Below are 20,400 nucleotides of genomic sequence, written 5' to 3' on the forward strand. Positions count from 1 at the left end.
GGATCAGCCGCCCAGCAGCGCCCGCAGTTCGGCCGCGTTCGTCTCCGTCACCTTCCACAGCAGCCGCTGCCGGTCGTGGACGTCCGCGACCGTCTCCGCGTGCCGGTCCAGCATGGCGACCGCCTTCTCCGTGAGTACCGCGCCGAGGTTGCGGTCGTGCACCGAGACACCCCACTCGGGGCGTTCGATGTCGTTCAGGAAGTACGCCATCTTCGGGTGCGAGATCAGGCTGACGATGGGCGTGCCGACGCCGAAGGGGATCATGCCGGCGTGGCCGCGCATGCCGATGACCAGCCGGGTCTTGGCGTAGGTCTCCCGGATCGCGTCGTTGTCGAAGTCGTACATCGGGATCACGGGCAGCGACACGCCGTGCTCGCGGCGCAGGTCGAAGGCGAGGCGCTCGTCGTCCAGGGAGTGCGCTGCGCACCGGACCTCGGTGTGCGCGCCGATCGCCCGGACGGCCTTGGCGATCTCGGCGAGGAAGTGGCCGTAGTCGTGCCCGAAGCGCAGGCCCGCCCGGTCGTAGGCCGCGTTGAGCAGCACGGTGTCCTCGCGGTACGCCGGGTCGCTCCAGCCGGGGAGCAGCTGGCGGGTGACCGTGGTGGGGCAGGGCTGGAAGCGGACCTTGTCGCGCAGCCGCGGCGGCAGCAGCGCGCGGACCTTCTCGATGGAGCCGTGGTTGCGCAGCCCGAAGAACGCGGACTTCTCCACCAGCAGCCGCAGGCTGGAGTTGAACCTCTCCGCGCGGTACGACTGCCCGTCGAAGGCGTTGAAGCCGACCGCGTACACCATGATCGGCACGTCGACGGCGCGCAGGTGCTCGTCGGGGACGTTCCACTGCCAGGCGCTGTTGCCGTTGGGCATGGTGTCCGGGATGAACAGTCCGCCACCGCCGATGACCAGGCCGCGCCGGGCGTTGACCCGCTCCAGGGCGGCCCGGTCGAAGAGGCGGTGGGCGTGGACGGAGTGCCAGCGGCGGCTGGTGGTGTCCGCGCCGAAGCCGAGCCGCACGGTCTCCGGGAGCAGTTTGTCGCCCGCGTTGCCCTGCCGGTCCATGTAGAAGGCGACGTGCGCGAGCTGGTCGTCGGGGCTGCCCTGTTCCTGGGCGGGGACGGCGGCGGCGCGCTGCGCCCACAGGCGGCTCGCCCGGTGGGTGGGGTCGACGGACAGGCCGGCCGTGGCGTACCTGAGGGCCTCGGTGTTGTCGCCGTGCACCCAGGAGATCTGGGCGAGCCGGGCGTAGGCGGTGGCGGCCCGGTTGGGGGCGGCCGTGGCCAGCAGTAGCTGCGCCCTGGCCTCCTCGTAGCGGGAGACGCTCATCAGGGCGTGGCCGAGCACCTCGTGCGGCCAGGCCTCGTCGAGCGGGATGCGCACCGCGGACAGCAGGTCGACGGCCTGCTGGTACTCGCCGGCCGCGATGTGCGCGGCGGCCACCTTGCGGGCGCTCTCGACGTCGCCGGTGCGCTTCACGTGCGGGGTGCCGTAGTGCACGAGCAGGTCGTGGTGGAGGGTGCCGCCGAGGGCCAGGTACGCGGCGTGGAAGTCCGCGTCGGACATCTCGTACGCCCGCCAGCGCTCCTCTGCCTGGCTGTACCCTGCCTCGCCGCCCTGCCAGGGCTTGTGGCGGCCGGTGAAGTGCAGGATCGCGGTGTCCTCGGGGACCGGCAGGTCGCCGGACAGGCGCCGCTTGACGAAGTTGTAGCGGGCGTCGAGCCGGACGAAGTCGCCGTCCAGGACGGCGTTGAGGATGCCCTGGTCGTGCTTGTCGAGCTCGTAGTCGCCGCTGCGGCCGGTCGCGTCGAGCCTGGCGCAGAACGCGTCGGTGAGGTACTCGCGCTGGATGACCAGCAGCCCGGAGTTGAGTTTGTGCCGGCCGTAGAAGAACTGCGGCACGGCCGCCAGCCCCTCGCGCAGCTTGAGCAGTTCGCCCAGGTCTCCGAGGACGACCATGTCCGTGTCGAGGGTGACGACGGTGTCGTACTCGCGCAGCCGGAACACGTCGAGGATGAAGTACGCCTTGCGGACCAGGTAGTTGTCCTGGTCGCCCTTGACGTAGGAGTCGTAGTGCCCGGCGTTCACGCGGCGCAGCACGATGCGCGGGTGCAGGGCGCGGATCCGGGCGACGGAGGCGGGGCGCAGGTCGTCGTACAGGACGACGAAGTCCTCGCACACGCCCGGGTTGGACAGGGCGAGGCTGCGCAGCAGGACGAGGAAGCCGGGCAGGTAGTTCTCGTCGACGTAACTCGCGAAGGCGATGCGGCGCTTGCCGGTCAGCGCGTGCGCGGAGGCCGCCGCCGGGTGCTGCGCGGAGGCGCTCCCGGCCGGGAAGGTGGTGGTCATCGCAGGGATATCCTCATGTCGGTCACGCGCTGGGCCCGCTGCATGACCCAGTCCTTCTCGCTGGTGTATTCGTGCACGGACGTGACGGGCATCTTCATGGCTTCCTGGACGCGGTAGGCGCCGGACTCGTAGAAGTCGAAGCCGATCAGGTCGAGGGTGGGGCTGACGTCCAGGAAGTCCAGCAGCCACAGCATGTTGAAACCGGTGGTCGGAATGCCCGACCAGGCGTCCGTGCCGAGTCTGCCGATGGCGCGGACGGGCCAGCGCAGCGACTCGTCGCCCAGGTTCTGCTGGGCGCCGGGGACGAGGCGGGTGCGCAGCGACCACTTCCAGTCGCCGGAGACGCCGCCGAAGACGAGCCGGGTGGTGACGGGCTTGTCCCAGTTGAAGCCGTGCTTGTGGATGGTGGCGTGGATGTCGGTACGGCTGCCGGTGTGCCGCGGGTCGATCCGGTACGAGTTGAAGCGCACCACGAGGTCGTAGGCGTCGATCTCGGCGCCCATCGAACTGGCGCCGACCCGCCCGGAGTTGGCGACCAGGCAGATCGACTTGCCGGCGATCTGGTTGCGGAACTCGCCGAGGCTGATCCACCGCACGCCGCCGATCGTCGGGTCGGCGACGGGCCCGCGCATACGGGCACGGCGCTGCTCGGCGTAGAGGGCGAGGGCCTCGGTGAGGGCCGGCAGGTCCACACCGGGCACGGCGGTGCGCAGGTCGAGGTACTGGCTGAGGAGTTCCTGCCGGTCGGCGACCGGCGCGTCCTGCCCGGCCAGGTGGAGAAGCGCACCCACCAGGCGCGGTTCGGCCTCGGCCCAGTCGCCGACGGCGTGCGCGGCGAGGCCCTCGGCCCACACGTCGGTGGCGGGACCGCCGGCGAACTCGGCGGCGCGCGGGCACTGCCGCTCCAGCAGGGCCAGCAGGTCGCGCTCCTTCTCGGCCGCGTGGCGCAGTCCGGCGACCCGGGCGCGCACACCGAAGCCGTCGTCGTCGGTGAGGCCGAGGTAGCGCTCGTACGCCTCCACGGCCCCGGCCTCGTCGCCCACGGCCTCCAGCAGGCGGGCGCGCAGCCGCCAGCCGGCGCGGGAGTTCCTGCGCTGCGCGAGGACGGTGTCACTGATGACGAGGGCGAGGTTCAGCTCGTCGTCGTAGCCGCACTCCAGGGCCTTGTTGGCGACGGCGAGGAGCGCGTCGAGCAGCTCGTTGGAGAGGGCCGGGGCGGGCGCCGCGGCGCCCTTGACGGCACGCTTGAGCAGGGCGGCCGCTCCACCGGCCGGGGCGGGCGCCGCAGTGGCCGTGCCCGCGGTGGTGCTGCACACCACCAGCAACTTGCGCAACTGCTCGGCGAGTTCGGTGCGCCGCCGGTCGAGACTGCCGACGAGTTTGCCGCTGTGCACCGCACAGGCCCGCACACACTCGTCCAGTTCCCCCCCGCCCGCGCGTGCCCGTCTGTTCTGGACCGTCGTCATGACACTCCTGGTCTTGTGCCGAAGGCATGCTGATGTTGCGGCTGCTACGGCCGCGTTTACCGCACCGTGGGGGGATGTTGGGAAAATCTAGAAACCGAAAACGACGCCCCGGTGAACTCGTCGGGACCAGGCGGCGAATCGTTGGGCCGTCAACCAAGCCCCCTCCGTGGCGCGGATTAACGTGTGTTGCGCCCACAGACACGCACCGCCGCGCCCACAGGAATGTGCTGCCGCGTCCACCGGAAGAGCAGCACCGCAGGACCACCCGCGAGGGGATTCTCCGTGACCAGCACGACCGTCCGCCCGGCTCCCGACGTCATCGTGCCGACGCGGCCCGTACGGCCACGCCGTGAGACGCGGCTGCGCGCCCTGGACGGGCTGCGGCTGGTCGCCGCGCTGATGGTGGCGGCGTACCACTACGGCGGGCGCGGCGGCGAGGTCACCGAGGCGTGGGGCAGCTCCCCCAAGGACCAGTTCCCGACGCTGCACCAGTTCTTCGCCTACGGCTGCCTCGGCGTCCAGGTGTTCTTCGTCATCAGCGGGTTCGTGATCTGCATGAGCGGCTGGGGCCGGCCCCTGCGGTCGTTCTTCGCCTCCCGCGCCTCCCGCCTGCTGCCGGCGTACTGGGTGGCGGTGATCCTGGTGACGGCGGTGTTCGCGCTGCCGGTGGTCGCCTACGAGGCGGTGTCGCCCAGCGACGCGCTGGTGAACCTGACGATGCTGCAGATGCCGCTGGGCGTGGACCGGGTGCTCGGGGTGTGCTGGACGCTGTGGGCGGAGATCCGCTTCTACGCGCTGTTCGCGCTGTGCGTCGTGCTGCCGGGTGCGAGCAGGCAGCGCGTGGTCATGTTCTGCGCGGGCTGGACGCTGGCGGCCGTGATCGCCGAGGCCGCGAACGAGCCGCTGCTCGACCTGGTGCTGATGCCCGAGTACGCGCCGTTCTTCATCGGCGGCATCGGCCTGTACCTCGTCCACCGCGACCGCAGGGACGCCCACGCCTGGGGCATCGTGGCGGTGAGCTGGCTGATCGGGCAGCACTACGCGGTCAAGGGGCTGTGGCACGCGCCGGACGCGGGCGGCTTCTCCTACCGCTCCTCGTTCGGGATCGTCCTCGTGGTGACGTTCGGGTTCGTGGCGGTCGCGGCGATCGCGCTGGGTTGGCTGAACCGGGCGAACTGGCGCTGGCTGACGGTGGCGGGCGCGCTGACGTACCCGTTCTACCTAGTGCACGAGCACCTCGGCTGGGTGGTGATCCACGCGCTGCACATCGGGCTGGGTCTGCCGTCGGCGGCGGTGTTCGTCCTGACGGTCGCGTCGATGCTGGCGCTGGCCTGGCTGCTGCACCGGTACGTGGAGACGCCGCTGACGCCGCGGCTGCGGTCGGCGCTGTCGAAGCCGCGCTGACACCCGTTCGCGCGGGCATCTTCACGACACGTTCAGTCCGATGACAGTTTTTTCGGGCCGCGCCGAGCAGGCTCCCCTCATGGCCAACGCACAAGCCACCGACACGTACCCGGGCACCCTCGCCGACGTCCCCGGCTGGTTCCCGCCGCTCGACCAGGTGCTGTTCACCTGGTTCCTCGAACGGCAGGAGGCGAACGGGCTGCGCGGCGATCTGCTGGAACTCGGCGCCTACCTCGGCAAGAGCGCGATCCTGATGGGCCGCCACCTGCGCGACGGCGAGACGTTCACGGTCTGCGACCTGTTCGAGAGCGAGGCCCCGGACGACGCCAACAAGGCCGAGACCTCCAAGTCGTACGCCTCCCTCACCCGGCAGGCGTTCGAACGCAACTACCTGTCCTTCCACGACACCCTGCCGACGGTGATCCAGGGCCCGAGCTCCGTGATCTCCTCGCACGTCGCCCCCCGCACCTGCCGCTTCGTCCACATCGACGCCTCGCACCTGTACGAGCACGTGCACGGCGACATCGGCGCGACCCGCGACATCCTGCTGCCCGAGGGCGTGGTCGTCCTCGACGACTTCCGCTCCGAGCACACCCCGGGCGTCTCCGTCGCCGTGTGGGAGGCCGTGCTCAACCGGGGCCTGCGCCCGCTCTGCCTCAGCACGCAGAAGCTGTACGGAACCTGGGGCGACCCCGAACCGATCCAGGAAGAGCTGCTCACCATGCTCGAGGGGCGCGACGACTGCGGCCTGAGCGTCCAGTGGGCCGCCGGCCACCGTCTGATCCGCACCCACGCCAGGCGTGTGCAGCCCCCGCCCTTCCCCCGCTCCCGCCATTACACCGCACCGGCGCCGCAGCCGGTCCCGGTGCCCCGGCCGTCCGCCCGCCCGGAGCGCTCCCGGGCCCGCCGCCTCGCCACGGACCTGCTGCCGCCGGTGGTGACGCGGGCGGTACGGCGGGCACGCGCGGGCCGACCGTAGCCGCACGAGCCGGCCCGGCCCGCGGGCCGGGCCTTCGCCGTCGCTCAGAAGGCGTCGCTCGGCACGTACGTCCCCCAGACCTCCCGCAGCGCGTTGCACACCTCGCCGACGGTGGCCCGGGCGCGCAGGGCGTCCTTCATCGGGTACAGGACGTTGTCCTCGCCCTCGGCGGCCTTCCGCAGCGCGTCCAGGGCGGCGTCCACGGCCGCCTGGTCGCGCTCGGCGCGCAGCTTGGCCAGGCGTTCGGCCTGCTGGGCCTCGATGGCCGGGTCGACGCGCAGCGGCTCGTACGGCTCCTCCTCGTCGAGCTGGAAGCGGTTGACGCCGACCACGACCCGCTCGCCGGAGTCGGTCTCCTGGGCGATGCGGTAGGCGCTGCGCTCGATCTCCTGCTTCTGGAAGCCGTGCTCGATGGCGTTGACGGCGCCGCCGAGGTCCTCGACCTTCTCCATCAGCTCCCGCGCGGCCGCCTCGACCTCGTCGGTCATCTTCTCGATGACGTAGGAGCCCGCGAAGGGGTCGACGGTCGCCGTCACATCGGTCTCGTAGGCCAGCACCTGCTGGGTGCGCAGCGCCAGGCGCGCGGACTTGTCGGTGGGCAGCGCGATGGCCTCGTCGAAGGAGTTGGTGTGCAGCGACTGGGTGCCGCCCAGCACCGCCGCGAGCGCCTGGACCGCCACCCGGACCAGGTTCACCTCGGGCTGCTGCGCGGTCAGCTGCACCCCGGCCGTCTGCGTGTGGAACCGCAGCATCCACGACTTGGGGTTCTTCGCCCCGAACTCCTCGCGCATCACCCTGGCCCAGATCCGGCGGGCCGCGCGGAACTTGGCGACCTCCTCCAGGATCGTCGTACGGGCGACGAAGAAGAACGACAGGCGGGGGGCGAAGTCGTCGACGTCCATGCCGGCCGCCACCGCCGTGCGCACGTACTCGATGCCGTCCGCCAGCGTGAACGCGATCTCCTGCGCCGGTGAGGCGCCCGCCTCGGCCATGTGGTAGCCGGAGATCGAGATCGTGTTCCACTTCGGGATCTCGGCCTTGCAGTACTTGAAGATGTCGGCGATCAGGCGCAGGGACGGCTTGGGCGGGAAGATGTAGGTGCCGCGGGCGATGTACTCCTTGAGCACGTCGTTCTGGATCGTGCCGGTCAGCTTGTCGGCGCTGACGCCCTGCTCCTCGGCCACCAGTTGGTACAGGAGCAGCAGGAGGGCGGCGGGCGCGTTGATCGTCATCGACGTGGAGACCTTGTCCAGCGGGATCCCGTCGAACAGCACCCGCATGTCGTCGATCGAGTCGATGGCGACGCCGACCTTGCCGACCTCGCCGTGCGCGATCGGGGCGTCGGAGTCGTGGCCCATCTGGGTGGGCAGGTCGAAGGCGACCGACAGGCCCATCGTGCCGTTGGCGATCAGCTGCTTGTAGCGGGCGTTGGACTCCACCGCCGTGCCGAAACCGGCGTACTGGCGCATCGTCCAGGGCCGGCCGGTGTACATCGTCGGGTACACACCGCGGGTGTACGGGTACTGCCCGGGCTCACCCAGCTTCTCGGCCGGGTCCCAGCCCTCCAGCACCTCCGGCCCGTAGACCGGCTCGATGGGCAGACCGGACTCCGACTCGCGCGCCATGGTGTGATGCCTCCCGCTGAGCAGTTGCTCGAGTTACTCGCCAGTTACTCGCCAGTACAGACCGACCCTTCGACGGACTGTAGCGGTGGCCGTGCACCCGGTGGAGGGGCGCACGCTGGGAGCTTGCTCACAGCCGCGATGGGACCTCGCTCACAGCCTCCACCGTGGCAGCGGCCACCGCAATGCCGCCGGGTTCGCGGGCGGGCCCGTCCGGGGTAGATGTCCGGTGACACCCGGGCGCACCGGCGAGATGGTGGGGGCTGTATGCGGACCACGGGCATGGGCAGGGCGTTGGCCGCCTCAGTGGCGCTGGCCGCGGTGACCGGCTGCACGGTGCAGACCGCCGGCGGGGACGGCGAGCGCCGGTCGCCGGTGCGCATCGAGATCCCGAGCGGTACGCCGACACCGCCCGGGGCCCGTTACGACGGCCGGCCCTCCGAGGGCAGCCGTGGCTCCGACGGCGGCCGGCCCTCCGCGGGCGGGCCGAAGTTGGCGCCGCCGCCGGCACCGGCCCGCGTCCTGTGGTCCCGTGGCGACACCGGCCGCGACGTCCGTGAACTCCAGGCCCGGCTGCGCCAGGTCGCCTGGCTCCTCCACGGGCCCACGGGGACGTACGACGAGCGGACGCAGGAGGCGGTCCGGGGGTTCCAGGGCAAGCGCGGGCTGCCGCGGACCGGTGAGGCCGACACCGTCACCTGGCAGCGGCTGGTGGGGATGACGCGCGAGCCGGGCAGGTGGGAGCTGTACCTGATGGGCGGCCAGCCGGCCGACCGGCCGGACCCGCGCTGCCTGACCGGCCGGGTGCTGTGCGTCAGCAAGTCGAGCCGGACGCTGCGCTGGATGGTGGACGGGCGGACCCTGTCGACGATGGCGGTGCGCTTCGGCTCGGAGTACACCCCGACCCGTGAGGGGGTGTTCCGGGTCTACTGGAAGTCCCGCGACCACTGGTCGACGCTGTACGACTCGCCCATGCCGTACGCGATGTTCTTCAGCGGCGGCCAGGCGGTGCACTTCAGCCCCGACTTCGCCGCCCGCGGCTACGCCGGCGCCTCGCACGGCTGCGTCAACGTCGGGGACGAGGCGGCGATCGCGGATCTCTACGCGCAGGTGAGGAACGGCGACAAGGTCGTCGTCCACTGGTGAGACCGGGCGGTGGGATGCGGGGCGCGGGCGGGACCGGGGGAACGTGTCCCGCCCGCGCCAAGTGCACGAGCCGTGGGTACGGGGGGAACCCCGGCTCCGTGCGACAGCCGATGACCAGTCGGCTCACTCATTACTGCGCCGCGGCGGCCGAAAACGTCACACCCTCGCCGAAGAAATTTCTAAGGAACAAGAAACTGCCGGTCAGAGGGCATATCGAGGGCGTTCGGGGTGGCCCGGCGGGGTCAGAGCGCGCTGTACGTGGGGCTGGGCGACGTCTCGGTGAGCGTCGTGGCGTTCTTCGGCAGAGCAGGCTCGGGCTGTGTCGCGGGGGCGAGGGCGCCGTCGCGGTGGCCGCGTCCCCGGCCCGAGTGGCCCTCGCCGTCACCGGCCTTGCCGCCCTGCTCTCCCTGGTTGCCCCGGCCTCCGCCGGTGCCGGCCCCGTTGTCGCCGCCGCTGGTGCTCGGGGCCTCGCCGTCCGCGGAGCCGCCGTCGGCCGCGGCCAGGACACCCTCGCAGTAGGTCCCGATCCGGGAGGGGCCGCCCGCCGCCCGGTCCAGGGCGCGCTTGCGGCCGGCGTCCAGGTCCTTGCCGTCGCGGAGGTCACGGCAGGCCGACGCGAGGCCCTTCGCCCGGTCGCCGGAGGACGACCCGTGATCACCGCCACCGTTGCCGGGCTTCGTGGTCGCGCCGCCGCTCGGCTCGTCCCGGCCCGAGCCCCCGGCGATCCCGCTGGAGGGGCCGTCCGGCGAGCCGCCGGGCCTGGGCTCGCCCTGCGCCGAGTCGTGCGGGGACGGCGACACCAGCGGAGGCTCGGAGGGTGTCACCGCGACCGAGACGGAGGCGGCGGGCTCCGGCTCCTCACCGCCGAACGGAGCCGGCAGAACTCCGGTTCCGGCCGCGACCGCTACACCGCCGACCATGCCGACGGCCAGCGCGGCGGCCAGCCCGAGACGCGCCGGGCGGCCCCAGCGGGAGCGCGGGGCGGCGCCGGAGGAACCGCCGATCCGGACCAGTCCGGGCTCAAAAGCCCGGCCACCGGAGCGCCGGCCGGCCGTCGCCTCGACGTCGCCGCGTTCCGCGCGGGCCTTGCGGAAGGCCGCCAGCGCGGCGGCCTCACCGGGAAGTTCCTCGCTGGTCAGCGGGGATGGCGTGGGCGGCGGGGAGAGCGCGCCGAGCGTCTTGGCGAGCCGTTCGGCCTGCTCGCGGGCGGCGGGGTCGACAGCTTCCAGTGACTCGCCGCTCAGCAAACGCTCCGCCGTTTCGCGGTCCAGCCACCTGTACTGCTCGTCGGCCATCACATGTCCTTCTGCGTCCGCGCGCGCGTATGCGTCACACTCGCGGACGTCACCGCGCGGCGGCGCGGTTCTCGCTGGGGCGGCACGGCATCGAGCACTCCGGCCGATTCCGGATCGGCCTCCGGATTCTCACCGAGTAGTTCGGCAAGCCGCTTCAGACCCCGGTGGGCCGCCGTGCGTACGGCCCCCGGCCGCTTGCCGAGGGTTTCGGCCGCGGTCTTCGCGTCCAGGCCCACCACCACGCGCAGCACGACGGCCTCGGCCTGGTCCTGGGGCAGCCGGGAGATGAGGGAGAACGTGCTGTCGGTGGCCAGCGCCTCGATGGCCTCGCCGGCGGTGTCGGACTCGGCGGCCCGGCCGGTCAGCTCGTCCTCGTCGCCACCGATCGCGGGGCGGCGTCCGCGCATCCGTATGTGGTCCAGCGCGCGGTTGCGGGCGATGCGGGCGGCCCAGCCGCGGAACCGGTCGGCGTCACCGCTGAACCGCTCCAGGTCACGGGCGATCTGCAGCCACGCCTCGGAGGTCACGTCCTCGGCGTCCGGATCACCGACGAGCGTCCGTACGTACCCGAGCAGCCGCGGGTGCACAGCGCGGTACACAGTCCGGAACGCGGTCTCGTCCCCGTCCTGTGCCGCACGCACCGCGGCGGTCAGCTCCGCGTCGTCCCCCAGCACCGCGCGCGCCCTTCTGCGCCTAAGCCCGCGCCGCTCTCGCGGACCGGGTTGCTCGCCGTCGTGGTTCCTCAATGCCTGGTTGCGGTCTCAGGACCGCGGGTGGTCGCTCTGGTCATCTGTCCTCCGCGGTCTGGCGCGAAAGGCACGTTACGACCTGAAACCGCTCTTCGTCCATGTGGGTACAGGATGCAACCAAGCCGTGACTCGGCGGGTGTGACACAAAACGCCCTCCGGGCGCTGTAGGGAGTACGGGCCGCCGCGCGGCCCGTGCCGCGCGACGGCCGGGGCCTCTCCTGTGGGGGGTGGCGGCCCCGGCCGTTGCCTCGGCAGCGAGACCTCGGGGCCGTGGACGGGTGCGGAGCACAGGCACCGCCGGCCCGGGTGCGCAGGGGCGTCTACGGCTTTCCGCCGGTGGCCCTGTCGTTGCCGTTCTGTTCCTGACCGTTGCCGGCGGCCCCGCCGGGGTCGGTGCCGTTGCCCGCGCCGGACGCGCCGCCCACGCCGGCGGTGGTGCCCGGGTCGGGCGTGTTCCCGGCGGCGGCGCCGTTGCCCGGTTCGGGTGTCCTCCCCGCGTCCGCGCTGTTGCCGGCGGCCGGGGTGCCGTTCGCCTTGTCCGCGCCGCTGTCCGCCCCGGGACCGCCGGCCGCCGCCTCCTCCAGGGCGCGGGCGCAGTACGCGGCGACACGGCGTTCACCGCCCGCCGCCGCGACGAGCCGCTCCCAGGCCGTCGCGTCCAGGGCCTTGCCGCGCCCCTCGACCTGCTCGTAGGCGCGGCAGTGCGCCTCGGTGTCCTGTGCGGTGCCCGGGCGGTCCGCGGGGGCCGTACCGGCGACGGACGGTGCCGCGGAGGCCCCGGCCTGCGGCTGCTCCGGGGCACCGGCCGACGGGCGGGTGCCCTGCCGGTCGTCACGGGCTCCCTCGTCGCCCGAGCCGACCGCGCCGATCCCCGCGACCGCCACACCGCCCAGAGCGAGGCTCGCCAGCGCCACGGACAGGGCGGTCTTCATCGACCGCCCTGCGCGCCACCGGGTCCGGGGGCGCCAGTCGTCCCGGCGACGGGTCCGCGTCCGGTGCGTCCCCGCGGCCCGGGCCGCCCGGAACGCCGCCACGGCCCGCTGCTCACCCTGGGCGTCGACAGCGCCGCCGCGCAGGGTCGCCGCGAGCAGCGCCTCCAGCGCCGCGCCGTCGAGGGCCGTGCCCCGGGCGGCGGAGGCGGGAGCCCCGGGGCCCGCCGCGCTCCGCTGTCCGGACGCCGGGCCGCCAGGGTGCACACGCCGACGGCCAGGAAGCCCGCCGCCGCTCTGCCGTTCACCCATGTCCGTTCCCGTCCCTGCTCGCTCTGTGCCGCTTGCGTGCCCCGAGGGGGCCGTGCGGTTCTTCCTCGTCCACGCGGTCCGTCCGTCCCGCGGCCGCACCGGCCGACCGGGGCCTTCCGACCACCGTTCCATCCGCCCCGCGGCCGCGCCGACCGACAGGGCCGACGCGGCCACGCGACCTGCCGACCCGTACGACGTGCCGGCCTGCACGCCTGCCGGCCCGCACGACGTGCCGACCCGTACGCCTGCCGGCCCGCGCACGGTGCGTGCCGCTCCGTACGGCCGGCTGGTCCGTACGGCCCGACTACTGCGTACGGCCTGGCTGATCCGTACGGCCCGACCGCTTCGTACCGTCCGACCGCTCCGTACCGTCCGCTCGGCCGTGCGGCCGGTCCGACCGTCCGGTCCGTCAGACTCCGGTGCTCCAGACCTGGGGGCCCATCGGCGCCGGGCGGTTCGTCCGACGCCGGTGGTCCTTCCGGACCTGGGGGTCCTCCCAGACCCGGTGTTGCGTCCGGACCCGGAAACCCGGGGGTGACACGCTGGTCCGTCCGACACCGCCGACCCGTCCAGGTCGGGTGGCCCGTCCGGCCCTGCTGGGCCATCCGGAACCGGCGGCCCGTGCGAAACCGCCCGCCCCGTTCAGGCCCGGCGGCCCGTCCAGGGCTGGTGGTTCGACCGACCCACTGGCCCGTTCGGGCCCGCGGCCCGTCCCAACCCGCCGAGTCGTCCGGACCCGGTGATCGGTCCGAACCCGTCGACCCGTCCGAACCCACCGGCCCGACCGACCCACTGGGTCGTCCGGACCAGCCCGAACCATCCGGGCCCGGGACCCGCACGGCCCTGGGCCATTGGGCCCTGCTGGACCACCCGGACCTTCCGGCCCGTCCGGCCCTGCTGGACCACCTGGACCTTCCGGCCCGTCGGGCCGTCCTGGACCATCCGGAACCGGCGGACCGTCCCAACCCGCCGACCCGTCCGGACCCGGCGGACCGTCCGGCCCGTGCGGACCCGGCGGACCGTCCGGCCCGTGCGGACCCGGCGGGTCCGTCCTCCGGTCCGGCCAGGCCCACTGGTCCGTACGGCTCGTGCGGCCCGTGCGGTTCATCGGCCCGTGCGGCTCGCCCGGTCCGGTCGGGCCTTGCGATCCGTACGGCCCGTGCAGCAGTCCGTACGGCCCGTACAGTTCTCGCCGTTCACTCGGTTCGTACGGCTGGACCGGGGCAACCGGTTCAGCCGGTTCGTCCAGGGCGCCCGGCGCACCACCGGGCGCGCCCGGCTGTCCGCCGATAAGTTCGGCCCGTTCGTTCCGCCCGGCCCGGAGGGTGGGACCACCGCCGCGGCCGGGACGGCCGGGTCGGCCGGCCGGCCATCCCGGTGGGTCCGGTCGCTCCGGTCCGTGCGGTCCGCCCAAGGCCGGACTTCCGTGGCGTTCATTTCGACTCACCCAGCGTCCTGGACGCCTCATCCGTCACACTTTCGGCGCCCAGCTGTCTGGCCAGGCGTTTCAGACCCCGGTACGCGGCCGTCCGCACCGCGCCCGGCCGCTTGCCGAGGACGCGCGCGGCGGCGGGACCGTCGAGGCCGACGACGACCCGCAGCAGCACCGCCTCCGCCTGGTCGCGGGGCAGCCCGCGGACCAGTTCGAGGGCGTACTCGGTGGAGATGGATTCCAGCGCCTGCTCGTGCGTGCTCTGCGGCCCGGGCAGCTCCAGGACGTCCTGTTCCAGCGTCGCGGCCCGGGGCCGTACCCGCTGGCGGCGCAGATGGTCGAGCGCCCGGTGCCGGGCGATGGTCGCCGTCCAGCCCCGGAAGCCCGCGCCGTCGCCCCGGAACCGCCCCAGGTCCCGGGCTATCTCCAGCCACGCGTCGGACGCCACGTCCTCCGCGTCGTCCCCGACCAGCCCGCGCAGATAGCCGAGCAGTCCGGGCTGAACGAGCCGGTAGGCGACCGCGAAGGCGGCCTCGTCACCTTCCTGGGCCCGCGCGACGGCCGCGCCCAATTCCCCGTCGTACGCCTGTACGCGGCGGGGTTCCCCTCCGTGGCCCAAGAACTGTCCTCGTCCGTACCGAGTCTGTGGCGAATCCGCGTCGTGCGGCACGGTCGGCCGTGCCCACGCCTCCACGGTCCTCAGCGTCGGGGTTCACCGAAGTGTCACAGCGCCCCTCAGGCCAGGGCGCGCCGCGCCCTGCCGTGAAGGGTCAGGTAGAAGGTCTGCAGAGACTCCTCCGGGCCGCCGGACTCGAAGCGGTTGCCGACCTTGCCGAGGGGGTTCCAGACCCGTCCGTCCGGCATGCGGACGCCCACGGGCTGGCCGAAGTAGGCGCGTTGGTCGGCGTCGAGGTCCACCCACACCGCGCCCGCCCGGCGCACGAGCACCTCACCGACGTACGCCCCGAGCGCGAGGAGCGTGCCGCGCGCGTCTTCACGGTCCGAGCCGCCCTTGCGCAGCCCGTCGATCAGGAAGTCGACGACGCGCAGACTGGCCACGGAGTAGTCGAGCGGAAGCCGGTTGCGGGCGGTCACACGGGCGACGAACGCCCTGGCGCACGGACGCATCTCACTCGCACGGGGCACACGCCGCCCCTCGGCTCCGTCCATTGGGACCCCCACCCCTTCACTCGGCCCTGGGGGACCCCTGTAACCTCCCCCGGCTGAACAAGCGGCCGACACCTCGGGAACATCACTCGTCCCGACTGTGTCTCTTCGCACACCGACACCCCACAGCCCCGGTACAACCTTTTCCGATCTCGTACGTCATGCGTGGCAATTGCGAACTACCGAGTGATGTTTGGCCATCCCCTGGCGCTGTGTGAGTGTCGCCTGTGTGACGGTGATGCGACCGTGGTCACTTTCTAGGGGTGGGGTAGTTGAGTCCACGCAGGACCCATGCGTACAAACCGCTCAGTCTCAAAAGGCGGGCCTGGCTGACGATCGGAGCCGTCGTCCTGAGCGGCGCGGGTGTCGTCACCTACGCGATGGCCGATCCGGCCACGCCGTCGGACGACAGGGCCGAGGGCCGCGAGCCCGCCGTCCACACGCTGAAGCTCAAGGACCGGGGCGCGGGCCGCAAGGGCCTCGCGAAGCGGGACACGCAGCAGTTCAGCGCGGTGGTGCTCACCTGGAACGACCCGGAGGCGAAGGCCAAGGGCACGCCCGAGGTGCGCACCCGGGACATCGAGACCGGCAAGTGGTCCGGCTGGCAGAAGCTCGCCGTGGAGCCGGTCCAGGCCGACGGCGCCGAGGGTGAGCGGGCCGCCCTGCGCGGTGGTACCGAGTCGATGTGGACCGGCGCGTCCGACGGCGTCGAGGTGCGCGTCGTGAACGCCGACGGCACCGAGGCGTCCGGCCAGCCCGCCGGAATGGACATCAAGCTGCTCGACCCGGGCACCGACCCGCAGGAGCCGCTGGAGCCGGCGGCGTTCGCGGTCGAAACGACGGAGCCGGCGGCCACCGCGTCACCGACGGCCGCGGAGTCGCCGACGGCGACGGCCACGGAGACCGCGCCGGGAACCACGACGCCCGAGCCGACCGGCACCCCGGGCGACCCGGCGTCCACCTCGGCCTCCCCCTCCGAGTCCGCCTCCCCGTCCGAGTCTTCCTCCCCGTCGGGCTCGCCCTCCCCCACTCCCACGGTGCCCGAGCCCCGGCCCTCCACGGTCGTCAAGCCGCCGGTGATCACGCAGGCCGAGTGGGGCGCCTCGACGAACTACGACGGCACGCCCGAGTACGGCACCGAGATCAAGGCCGCCGTCATCCACCACACCGGCATCGACAGCGACAACACGGTCTCCTGCGCCGACTCCCGGGCCCGGCTGCGCTCCATCCAGCAGGCGCACTTCAGCCAGGGCTACTTCGACATCGGCTACAACTTCGTCGTCGACAGGTGCGGCCAGATCTTCGAGGGCCGCAGCGGCGGCATGGACCTGCCGGTGATCGGCGCGCACGACGCCGGATTCAACACCAACACGGTCGGCATCTCGTACATCGGCAACTTCGAGAAGGCCAGGCCCAGCCGCGCCGGGCTCGACGCCATCGCGCGGATCGTGGCCTGGAAGTTCGGCATGTACGGCATCGACCCGACCGGCAACGTCACCCTGACGTCCGGCGCCGACCTCAACTACAGCGGCAACAAGGTCCCCAAGGGCCAGTCGATCACCCTGCCGCGGGTCTTCGGGCACGAGGCCACCAACGCCACCGCCTGCCCTGGCGACTTCCTCATCGACAAGCTCGCCTTCATCCGCAAGCTGGCCAAGACCCCGGGCATCTCGCACGCACTGGCCACCTCCGACTACAACCGGGACGGCGTCAGCGACCTGGTCGCCGGCACGCCGAAGGCGAACTCGGTGACGGTGGTGCCGGGCGGCGTCGACGGCCCGGTCACCGCCGCGAAGCAGACGCTCACCCAGAACAGCGCCGGCGTCCCGGGCTCCTCGGAGACCGGTGACGGCTTCGGCACCGCCACCGCCTGGGGCGACGTCAACGGCGACGGTCACGCCGATCTCGCGATCGGCGCCCCCGGCGAGGACGACACCAGCGGCAACGCCGACCGCGGCTCGGTCACGGTGATGTACGGACCGGCGCTGACCACCGGCTTCTCGTACTCCACCTCGGGCGTCACGGCGGCCGGGGCCAAGCTGGGCTCCACGGTCACCGTCGGCGACTTCAACGCCGACGGCAGGGCCGACGTCTTCTCGGCGGGCACCGGCAAGGGCGGCACCTACAACGTCCGCCTGACCGGCGGCGCCACCAAGTACGGCAGCCTCACCACCGCCACCGGCTCGGTCGCCTACCTGGACGCCGCCACCGGCGACTTCAACCTCGACGGTTACGCGGACGTCGCCCTCAATTACCGCGACACCGGCGGCATCGGCCGTGTCGTCCGCTTCGCGGGCTCCGCCTCCGGCCTGACCAAGGTGGGCGTCATCTCCGTCAAGGGCGGCCGCTCCCTGGCCGCCGGCGACATCAACGGCAACGGCTACGACGACATCGTCATCGGCCAGCCGGTCGCCTCCGAGTCCGGCGGCAAGTCCGGGGGCCAGATCACCATGGTCCCTGGCACGTCGACCGGCTTCACCACCACCGGCATGACGACGATCCACCAGGACACGGCGTACGTCCCGGGCGGCAACGAGTCCGGTGACGCCCTCGGCAGCTGGGTCTCGGTCGGCGACTTCAACGCCGACGGCTACCTGGACGCCCTCGCGGGCGCGCCGGGCGAGGACCTGGCCCGCAGCGGCGTGAACTACGCGAACGCGGGCAACGCGATCCTGGTCAGGGGCAGCGCCTCCGGCCTGACCGGCTCCGGCTCGGTCGGCATCTCGCAGGACACCTCCGGCATCCCCGGCACCGCGGAGGCCGGCGACCGCTTCGGCTCGTCGGCGTCCCTGACGGACCTGTCCGGCTACGGCCGCGCCGACCTCACCTTCGGCGCCGACGGCGAGGACGGCACGGACGGCATCCTGCTGCACCTGCCGAGCAACAGCACCGGGCTCGGTTACGCCGACGCCGTCATCTACAGCAAGTCCACGCTGGGCACGCCCACCGACGCCCGTGTGGGCCAGACGCTGACGCCGTAACACCACGCGTCGGTCTCGTACGAAGGCCGGGGTCCCGCCATCGCCGGGCCCCGGCCGTCGGGTGTTCCGCGGTCCACTTCCCGTCGAGGCGTGGAAGGGATGCCTCGGCAGGCGCCGCGGCACCCGGTCCTCCTTCGGGTGCTTCGCGCGCGCCCTGCCGTCCGAACACCACCGACGAAAGCAGGGCCATGTCAGCCGCCGAACCGAAGGAGCCCGGGAGACGTCACCGGCTCACGCGCTTCCTCCTCCGCACCGCCGTCACCACCGCACTCGTGCTCGGCACCACCGGCGTCGCGGCACCCGCGCAGGCCGGCCCCGCCGGCACCGTGCACAGCATCCCCGTACCGGGTGACGACCCGCTGAACCGGGCGCTGCCCCCGCGCGCCACCGAGTCGTTCAGCATGGTCGGCGTCACCTGGGATGATCCGCACGCCGCCCTCACGGGCACCGCCGAGGTCCGCACCCGCTCCCGCGACACCGGCGAGTGGAGCCCCTGGCGCGCCCTGGACACCGACGTCCGCACGCCCGAGACGGGCCCCGACCACGACGGCGCCGGAGTGCGCGGCGGCACCCAGCCGCTGTGGACGGGACCGTCCGACGGCGTCCAGGTCCGCGTGACGGGCACGAGACTGCCGACGGGGCTGCGCGTCGAGTTGGTCGACCCGGACGGAGGCACGGGCACCGCCACCACCGGCACGGGCACGGGCGATACGACGGACACCCCCGCGACGGCCGCCCCGGCGATGGGCACCCCCGCCACCGGCCCGGCCACCGCCCCCCTTCCCGCCGTCACCCCGCGCTACGGCTGGGGCGCCGACGAGTCGCTGGTGAAGAACCCGCCCACGTACACCACCGACACCAAGGCGATCTTCGTCCACCACACGGCGGGGACCAACACCTACACCTGCGCCGAGTCCGCGTCGATCGTCCGCGGGATCTTCCTGTACCACGTACAGAGCAACGGCTGGAACGACATCGGCTACCACTTCCTCGTCGACAAGTGCGGCACGGTCTTCGAGGGCCGCGCGGGCGGCATCGACCGGCCCGTCCTCGGCGCGCACACCTACGGCTTCAACACCGACACCAGCAGCGTCTCGGTGCTCGGCGACTACACCACCGCGACCACCACCGCCGCCGTGCGCGAGGCGGTCGCGCACGTCGCCGCCTGGAAGCTCGGCCTGTACGGCATCGGCCCGACCGGCACCGTGCTGCTGACCGCCGGCGCCGACAACGGCATGTTCACGGCCGGTCAGAAGGTCACCCTGAACCGCGTCTCCGGCCACCGCGACGGCTACCCGACCATGTGCCCCGGCACCCACCTCTACGCGGACCTGCCCGCGATCCGCGCCCTGGCGGGCAACGCCGGCACGGCCGCGGCGGCCGGGTCCGACCTGACCGGCGACGGACGTGCCGACCTGGGCGTCGGCCCCTACGCCGGGGAGGTGCCGCTGCCCTGACGCCGAGGGCGTCAGCCGGCTGCTACGGCTGCGACGCGCCGGTCGTCGCGTCCCGGCACATCAACCGCAGCGAGCCCTGCCCGGTGAAACAGCGGCGGGCCTCGTCGATGGGGTCCCACAGACGTCCGTCGGGCGTGCGGACCCAGTGGTCGCCGCCCGTGGTCCACCACTCCGCGCCGCTCTGGCGGACCATCACCTCACCGGCGTACGCGCCGAGTCCGCGCAGCACGTTCCGCACGGCGTCCTGTGGCGTGCCCTCGCGCCGGATGGCCTCGATCATCCGGTCGACGCTCCACAGGCTCTGCGCCGAGTAGTCGAGCCGCAGCCGCGCGCCCTCGCGCATCGTCGCCACCGCGTCCGCCGCCCACCGCACCGGCTTCGCCGCTGCCGCGGGCCTGCTCTCCTGCTGGGTCGTCACAGTCGTCACAGTCGGAAGAGCGTGACCCCGAGAGGATTCGTCACGCCGATCCGGCGGGTTCCCAGGACCGGTGCAGGACCACCCCGGCACCACCCCGAGACGGTCACAGGACTCCCTCACGCGCGCAGGTTTACCCGTGGGTGATGATTTGGCTCCCCCGTGCGCTGCCCTGAGGGATGAGCATGTACTTCCATCTCCGCGCGGTGCCGCCCGCCACGCTGCGTGACAGCGCCACCTGGCTGCGACGGCTGTTCGAGGACGACTGGGAGGCGGTACGGGAACGGGTCGGCCGGCACCGGGAGGAAGTGCTGGAGAAGGACTTCCTGCACTACGAGTGCCTCTACGCCGGCACTCCCCCGCACCACGCCCTGGAGGGCCCGAGGGCCCACGTGGTCCTCGGCGGCCGCCCGGTGCCCCCGCCCGAACCGGACGACCCGCCCTTCCTGCTGCTGACGGTGGCCCAGGTCGCCGAGGTGGCAGGCTTCCTCGCCTCGGCCGACTTCGACGAGTTGTGGAAGGGTGCCCGCGCGACGGTGCTGCCGGTGTACGGCGGCGCCGAGGCGGAATCCGAGGCACGCGCCGCCTTCGCGGCGACGCACCGGGACCTGACCGCCTTCTACGCGCAGACCGCGCACTACGGCGACGCGGTGGTGAAGTGGCTGCTGCGCTGAGACCGTCCGGCGCCGTGGCCGCGGCCCCACCG

15 protein-coding genes are annotated in these 20,400 nt (G+C 72.9%); 6 read left to right on the top strand and 9 right to left on the bottom strand.

The annotated features are described in order from the left end of the window. Positions 1-3: 3 nt before the first annotated feature. A complete protein-coding gene (locus ACFPZJ_RS17110; RefSeq protein WP_381021991.1) occupies positions 4-2,340 on the bottom strand; it encodes a glycosyltransferase in 2,337 nt (778 codons plus the stop codon). Continuing rightward, positions 2,337-3,806: a glycosyltransferase family 29 protein gene (locus tag ACFPZJ_RS17115; RefSeq protein ID WP_381021993.1), complete on the bottom strand. Its 1,470-nt coding sequence runs from the start codon at positions 3,804-3,806 to the stop codon at positions 2,337-2,339. The genes ACFPZJ_RS17110 and ACFPZJ_RS17115 overlap by 4 nt, the downstream gene beginning before the upstream one ends. Before the next feature lie 282 nt (positions 3,807-4,088). On the opposite strand from ACFPZJ_RS17115, the gene ACFPZJ_RS17120 reads away from it, so the two are divergent. Continuing rightward, on the top strand, positions 4,089-5,210 hold the full coding sequence (locus ACFPZJ_RS17120; protein WP_381021994.1) for an acyltransferase family protein: 1,122 nt from the start codon (positions 4,089-4,091) through the stop codon (positions 5,208-5,210). A gap of 79 nt (positions 5,211-5,289) precedes the next feature. Further along, positions 5,290-6,189 carry a class I SAM-dependent methyltransferase gene (locus tag ACFPZJ_RS17125; protein WP_381021995.1) on the top strand — a complete coding sequence of 300 codons (900 nt, stop codon included), beginning with the start codon at positions 5,290-5,292 and terminating at the stop codon, positions 6,187-6,189. A gap of 44 nt (positions 6,190-6,233) precedes the next feature. Here ACFPZJ_RS17125 and ACFPZJ_RS17130 read toward each other — a convergent pair whose 3' ends face one another. Next, complete coding sequence (locus ACFPZJ_RS17130; protein WP_381021997.1) at positions 6,234-7,814, bottom strand: acyl-CoA mutase large subunit family protein; 1,581 nt, start codon at positions 7,812-7,814, stop codon at positions 6,234-6,236. Between the two features lie 264 nt (positions 7,815-8,078). On the opposite strand from ACFPZJ_RS17130, the gene ACFPZJ_RS17135 reads away from it, so the two are divergent. Continuing rightward, the gene (locus tag ACFPZJ_RS17135; protein WP_381021999.1) at positions 8,079-8,957 is read left to right on the top strand and encodes a L,D-transpeptidase family protein; all 879 of its coding nucleotides are present in this window, start codon (positions 8,079-8,081) and stop codon (positions 8,955-8,957) included. A gap of 242 nt (positions 8,958-9,199) precedes the next feature. On the opposite strand, the gene ACFPZJ_RS17140 is transcribed toward ACFPZJ_RS17135, so the two are convergent. The 5 genes from ACFPZJ_RS17140 to ACFPZJ_RS17160 all read right to left on the bottom strand — a co-directional run bounded on the left by ACFPZJ_RS17140 (position 9,200) and on the right by ACFPZJ_RS17160 (position 14,802). Further along, positions 9,200-10,252 (bottom strand): hypothetical protein, encoded by a 1,053-nt coding sequence (locus ACFPZJ_RS17140; protein WP_381022001.1) that lies wholly within the window; start codon positions 10,250-10,252, stop codon positions 9,200-9,202. After that, positions 10,252-10,926: an RNA polymerase sigma factor gene (locus ACFPZJ_RS17145; protein ID WP_381022003.1), complete on the bottom strand. Its 675-nt coding sequence runs from the start codon at positions 10,924-10,926 to the stop codon at positions 10,252-10,254. The genes ACFPZJ_RS17140 and ACFPZJ_RS17145 overlap by 1 nt, the downstream gene beginning before the upstream one ends. Before the next feature lie 395 nt (positions 10,927-11,321). Then, positions 11,322-12,242: a hypothetical protein gene (locus ACFPZJ_RS17150; RefSeq protein ID WP_381022004.1), complete on the bottom strand. Its 921-nt coding sequence runs from the start codon at positions 12,240-12,242 to the stop codon at positions 11,322-11,324. 1,433 nt (positions 12,243-13,675) lie between these two features. Continuing rightward, positions 13,676-14,293, bottom strand: coding sequence for an RNA polymerase sigma factor (locus tag ACFPZJ_RS17155; RefSeq protein ID WP_381022005.1), 618 nt, complete (start codon positions 14,291-14,293; stop codon positions 13,676-13,678). Between the two features lie 116 nt (positions 14,294-14,409). Continuing rightward, entirely contained in the window at positions 14,410-14,802 is a 393-nt protein-coding gene (locus tag ACFPZJ_RS17160; protein ID WP_381022156.1) for a hypothetical protein, read from the bottom strand. A 311-nt stretch (positions 14,803-15,113) separates the two neighbouring features. Between ACFPZJ_RS17160 and ACFPZJ_RS17165 the strand changes: the two genes are divergently transcribed. Then, on the top strand, positions 15,114-17,822 hold the full coding sequence (locus ACFPZJ_RS17165) for an N-acetylmuramoyl-L-alanine amidase (protein WP_381022007.1): 2,709 nt from the start codon (positions 15,114-15,116) through the stop codon (positions 17,820-17,822). Between the two features lie 188 nt (positions 17,823-18,010). Further along, positions 18,011-19,279, top strand: coding sequence for an N-acetylmuramoyl-L-alanine amidase (locus ACFPZJ_RS17170; protein ID WP_381022008.1), 1,269 nt, complete (start codon positions 18,011-18,013; stop codon positions 19,277-19,279). 22 nt (positions 19,280-19,301) lie between these two features. Here the strand turns inward: ACFPZJ_RS17170 and ACFPZJ_RS17175 are convergent, their stop codons facing one another. Then, positions 19,302-19,697, bottom strand: coding sequence for a hypothetical protein (locus ACFPZJ_RS17175; protein WP_381022010.1), 396 nt, complete (start codon positions 19,695-19,697; stop codon positions 19,302-19,304). A 182-nt stretch (positions 19,698-19,879) separates the two neighbouring features. On the opposite strand from ACFPZJ_RS17175, the gene ACFPZJ_RS17180 reads away from it, so the two are divergent. Then, positions 19,880-20,368 (top strand): DUF1877 family protein, encoded by a 489-nt coding sequence (locus ACFPZJ_RS17180; RefSeq protein ID WP_381022011.1) that lies wholly within the window; start codon positions 19,880-19,882, stop codon positions 20,366-20,368. Positions 20,369-20,400: the final 32 nt, after the last annotated feature.

Origin of the sequence: Streptomyces bullii (genome assembly GCF_042657145.1) — a bacterium.
Classification (GTDB): Bacteria; Actinomycetota; Actinomycetes; order Streptomycetales; family Streptomycetaceae; genus Streptomyces; species Streptomyces bullii.

Excerpts from the sequence above, each read along its gene's own strand:
- ACFPZJ_RS17115 (WP_381021993.1), bottom strand. The coding sequence starts at position 3,806 with ATGACGACGGTCCAGAACAGACGGGCACGCGCGGGCGGGGGGGAACTG.
- ACFPZJ_RS17130 (WP_381021997.1), bottom strand. The coding sequence starts at position 7,814 with ATGGCGCGCGAGTCGGAGTCCGGTCTGCCCATCGAGCCGGTCTACGGG.
- ACFPZJ_RS17160 (WP_381022156.1), bottom strand. The coding sequence starts at position 14,802 with ATGCGTCCGTGCGCCAGGGCGTTCGTCGCCCGTGTGACCGCCCGCAAC.
- ACFPZJ_RS17180 (WP_381022011.1), top strand. The coding sequence starts at position 19,880 with ATGTACTTCCATCTCCGCGCGGTGCCGCCCGCCACGCTGCGTGACAGC.
- ACFPZJ_RS17170 (WP_381022008.1), top strand. The coding sequence starts at position 18,011 with ATGTCAGCCGCCGAACCGAAGGAGCCCGGGAGACGTCACCGGCTCACG.
- ACFPZJ_RS17150 (WP_381022004.1), bottom strand. The coding sequence starts at position 12,242 with ATGGGTGAACGGCAGAGCGGCGGCGGGCTTCCTGGCCGTCGGCGTGTG.
- ACFPZJ_RS17110 (WP_381021991.1), bottom strand. The coding sequence starts at position 2,340 with ATGACCACCACCTTCCCGGCCGGGAGCGCCTCCGCGCAGCACCCGGCG.
- ACFPZJ_RS17140 (WP_381022001.1), bottom strand. The coding sequence starts at position 10,252 with ATGGCCGACGAGCAGTACAGGTGGCTGGACCGCGAAACGGCGGAGCGT.
- ACFPZJ_RS17135 (WP_381021999.1), top strand. The coding sequence starts at position 8,079 with ATGCGGACCACGGGCATGGGCAGGGCGTTGGCCGCCTCAGTGGCGCTG.
- ACFPZJ_RS17125 (WP_381021995.1), top strand. The coding sequence starts at position 5,290 with ATGGCCAACGCACAAGCCACCGACACGTACCCGGGCACCCTCGCCGAC.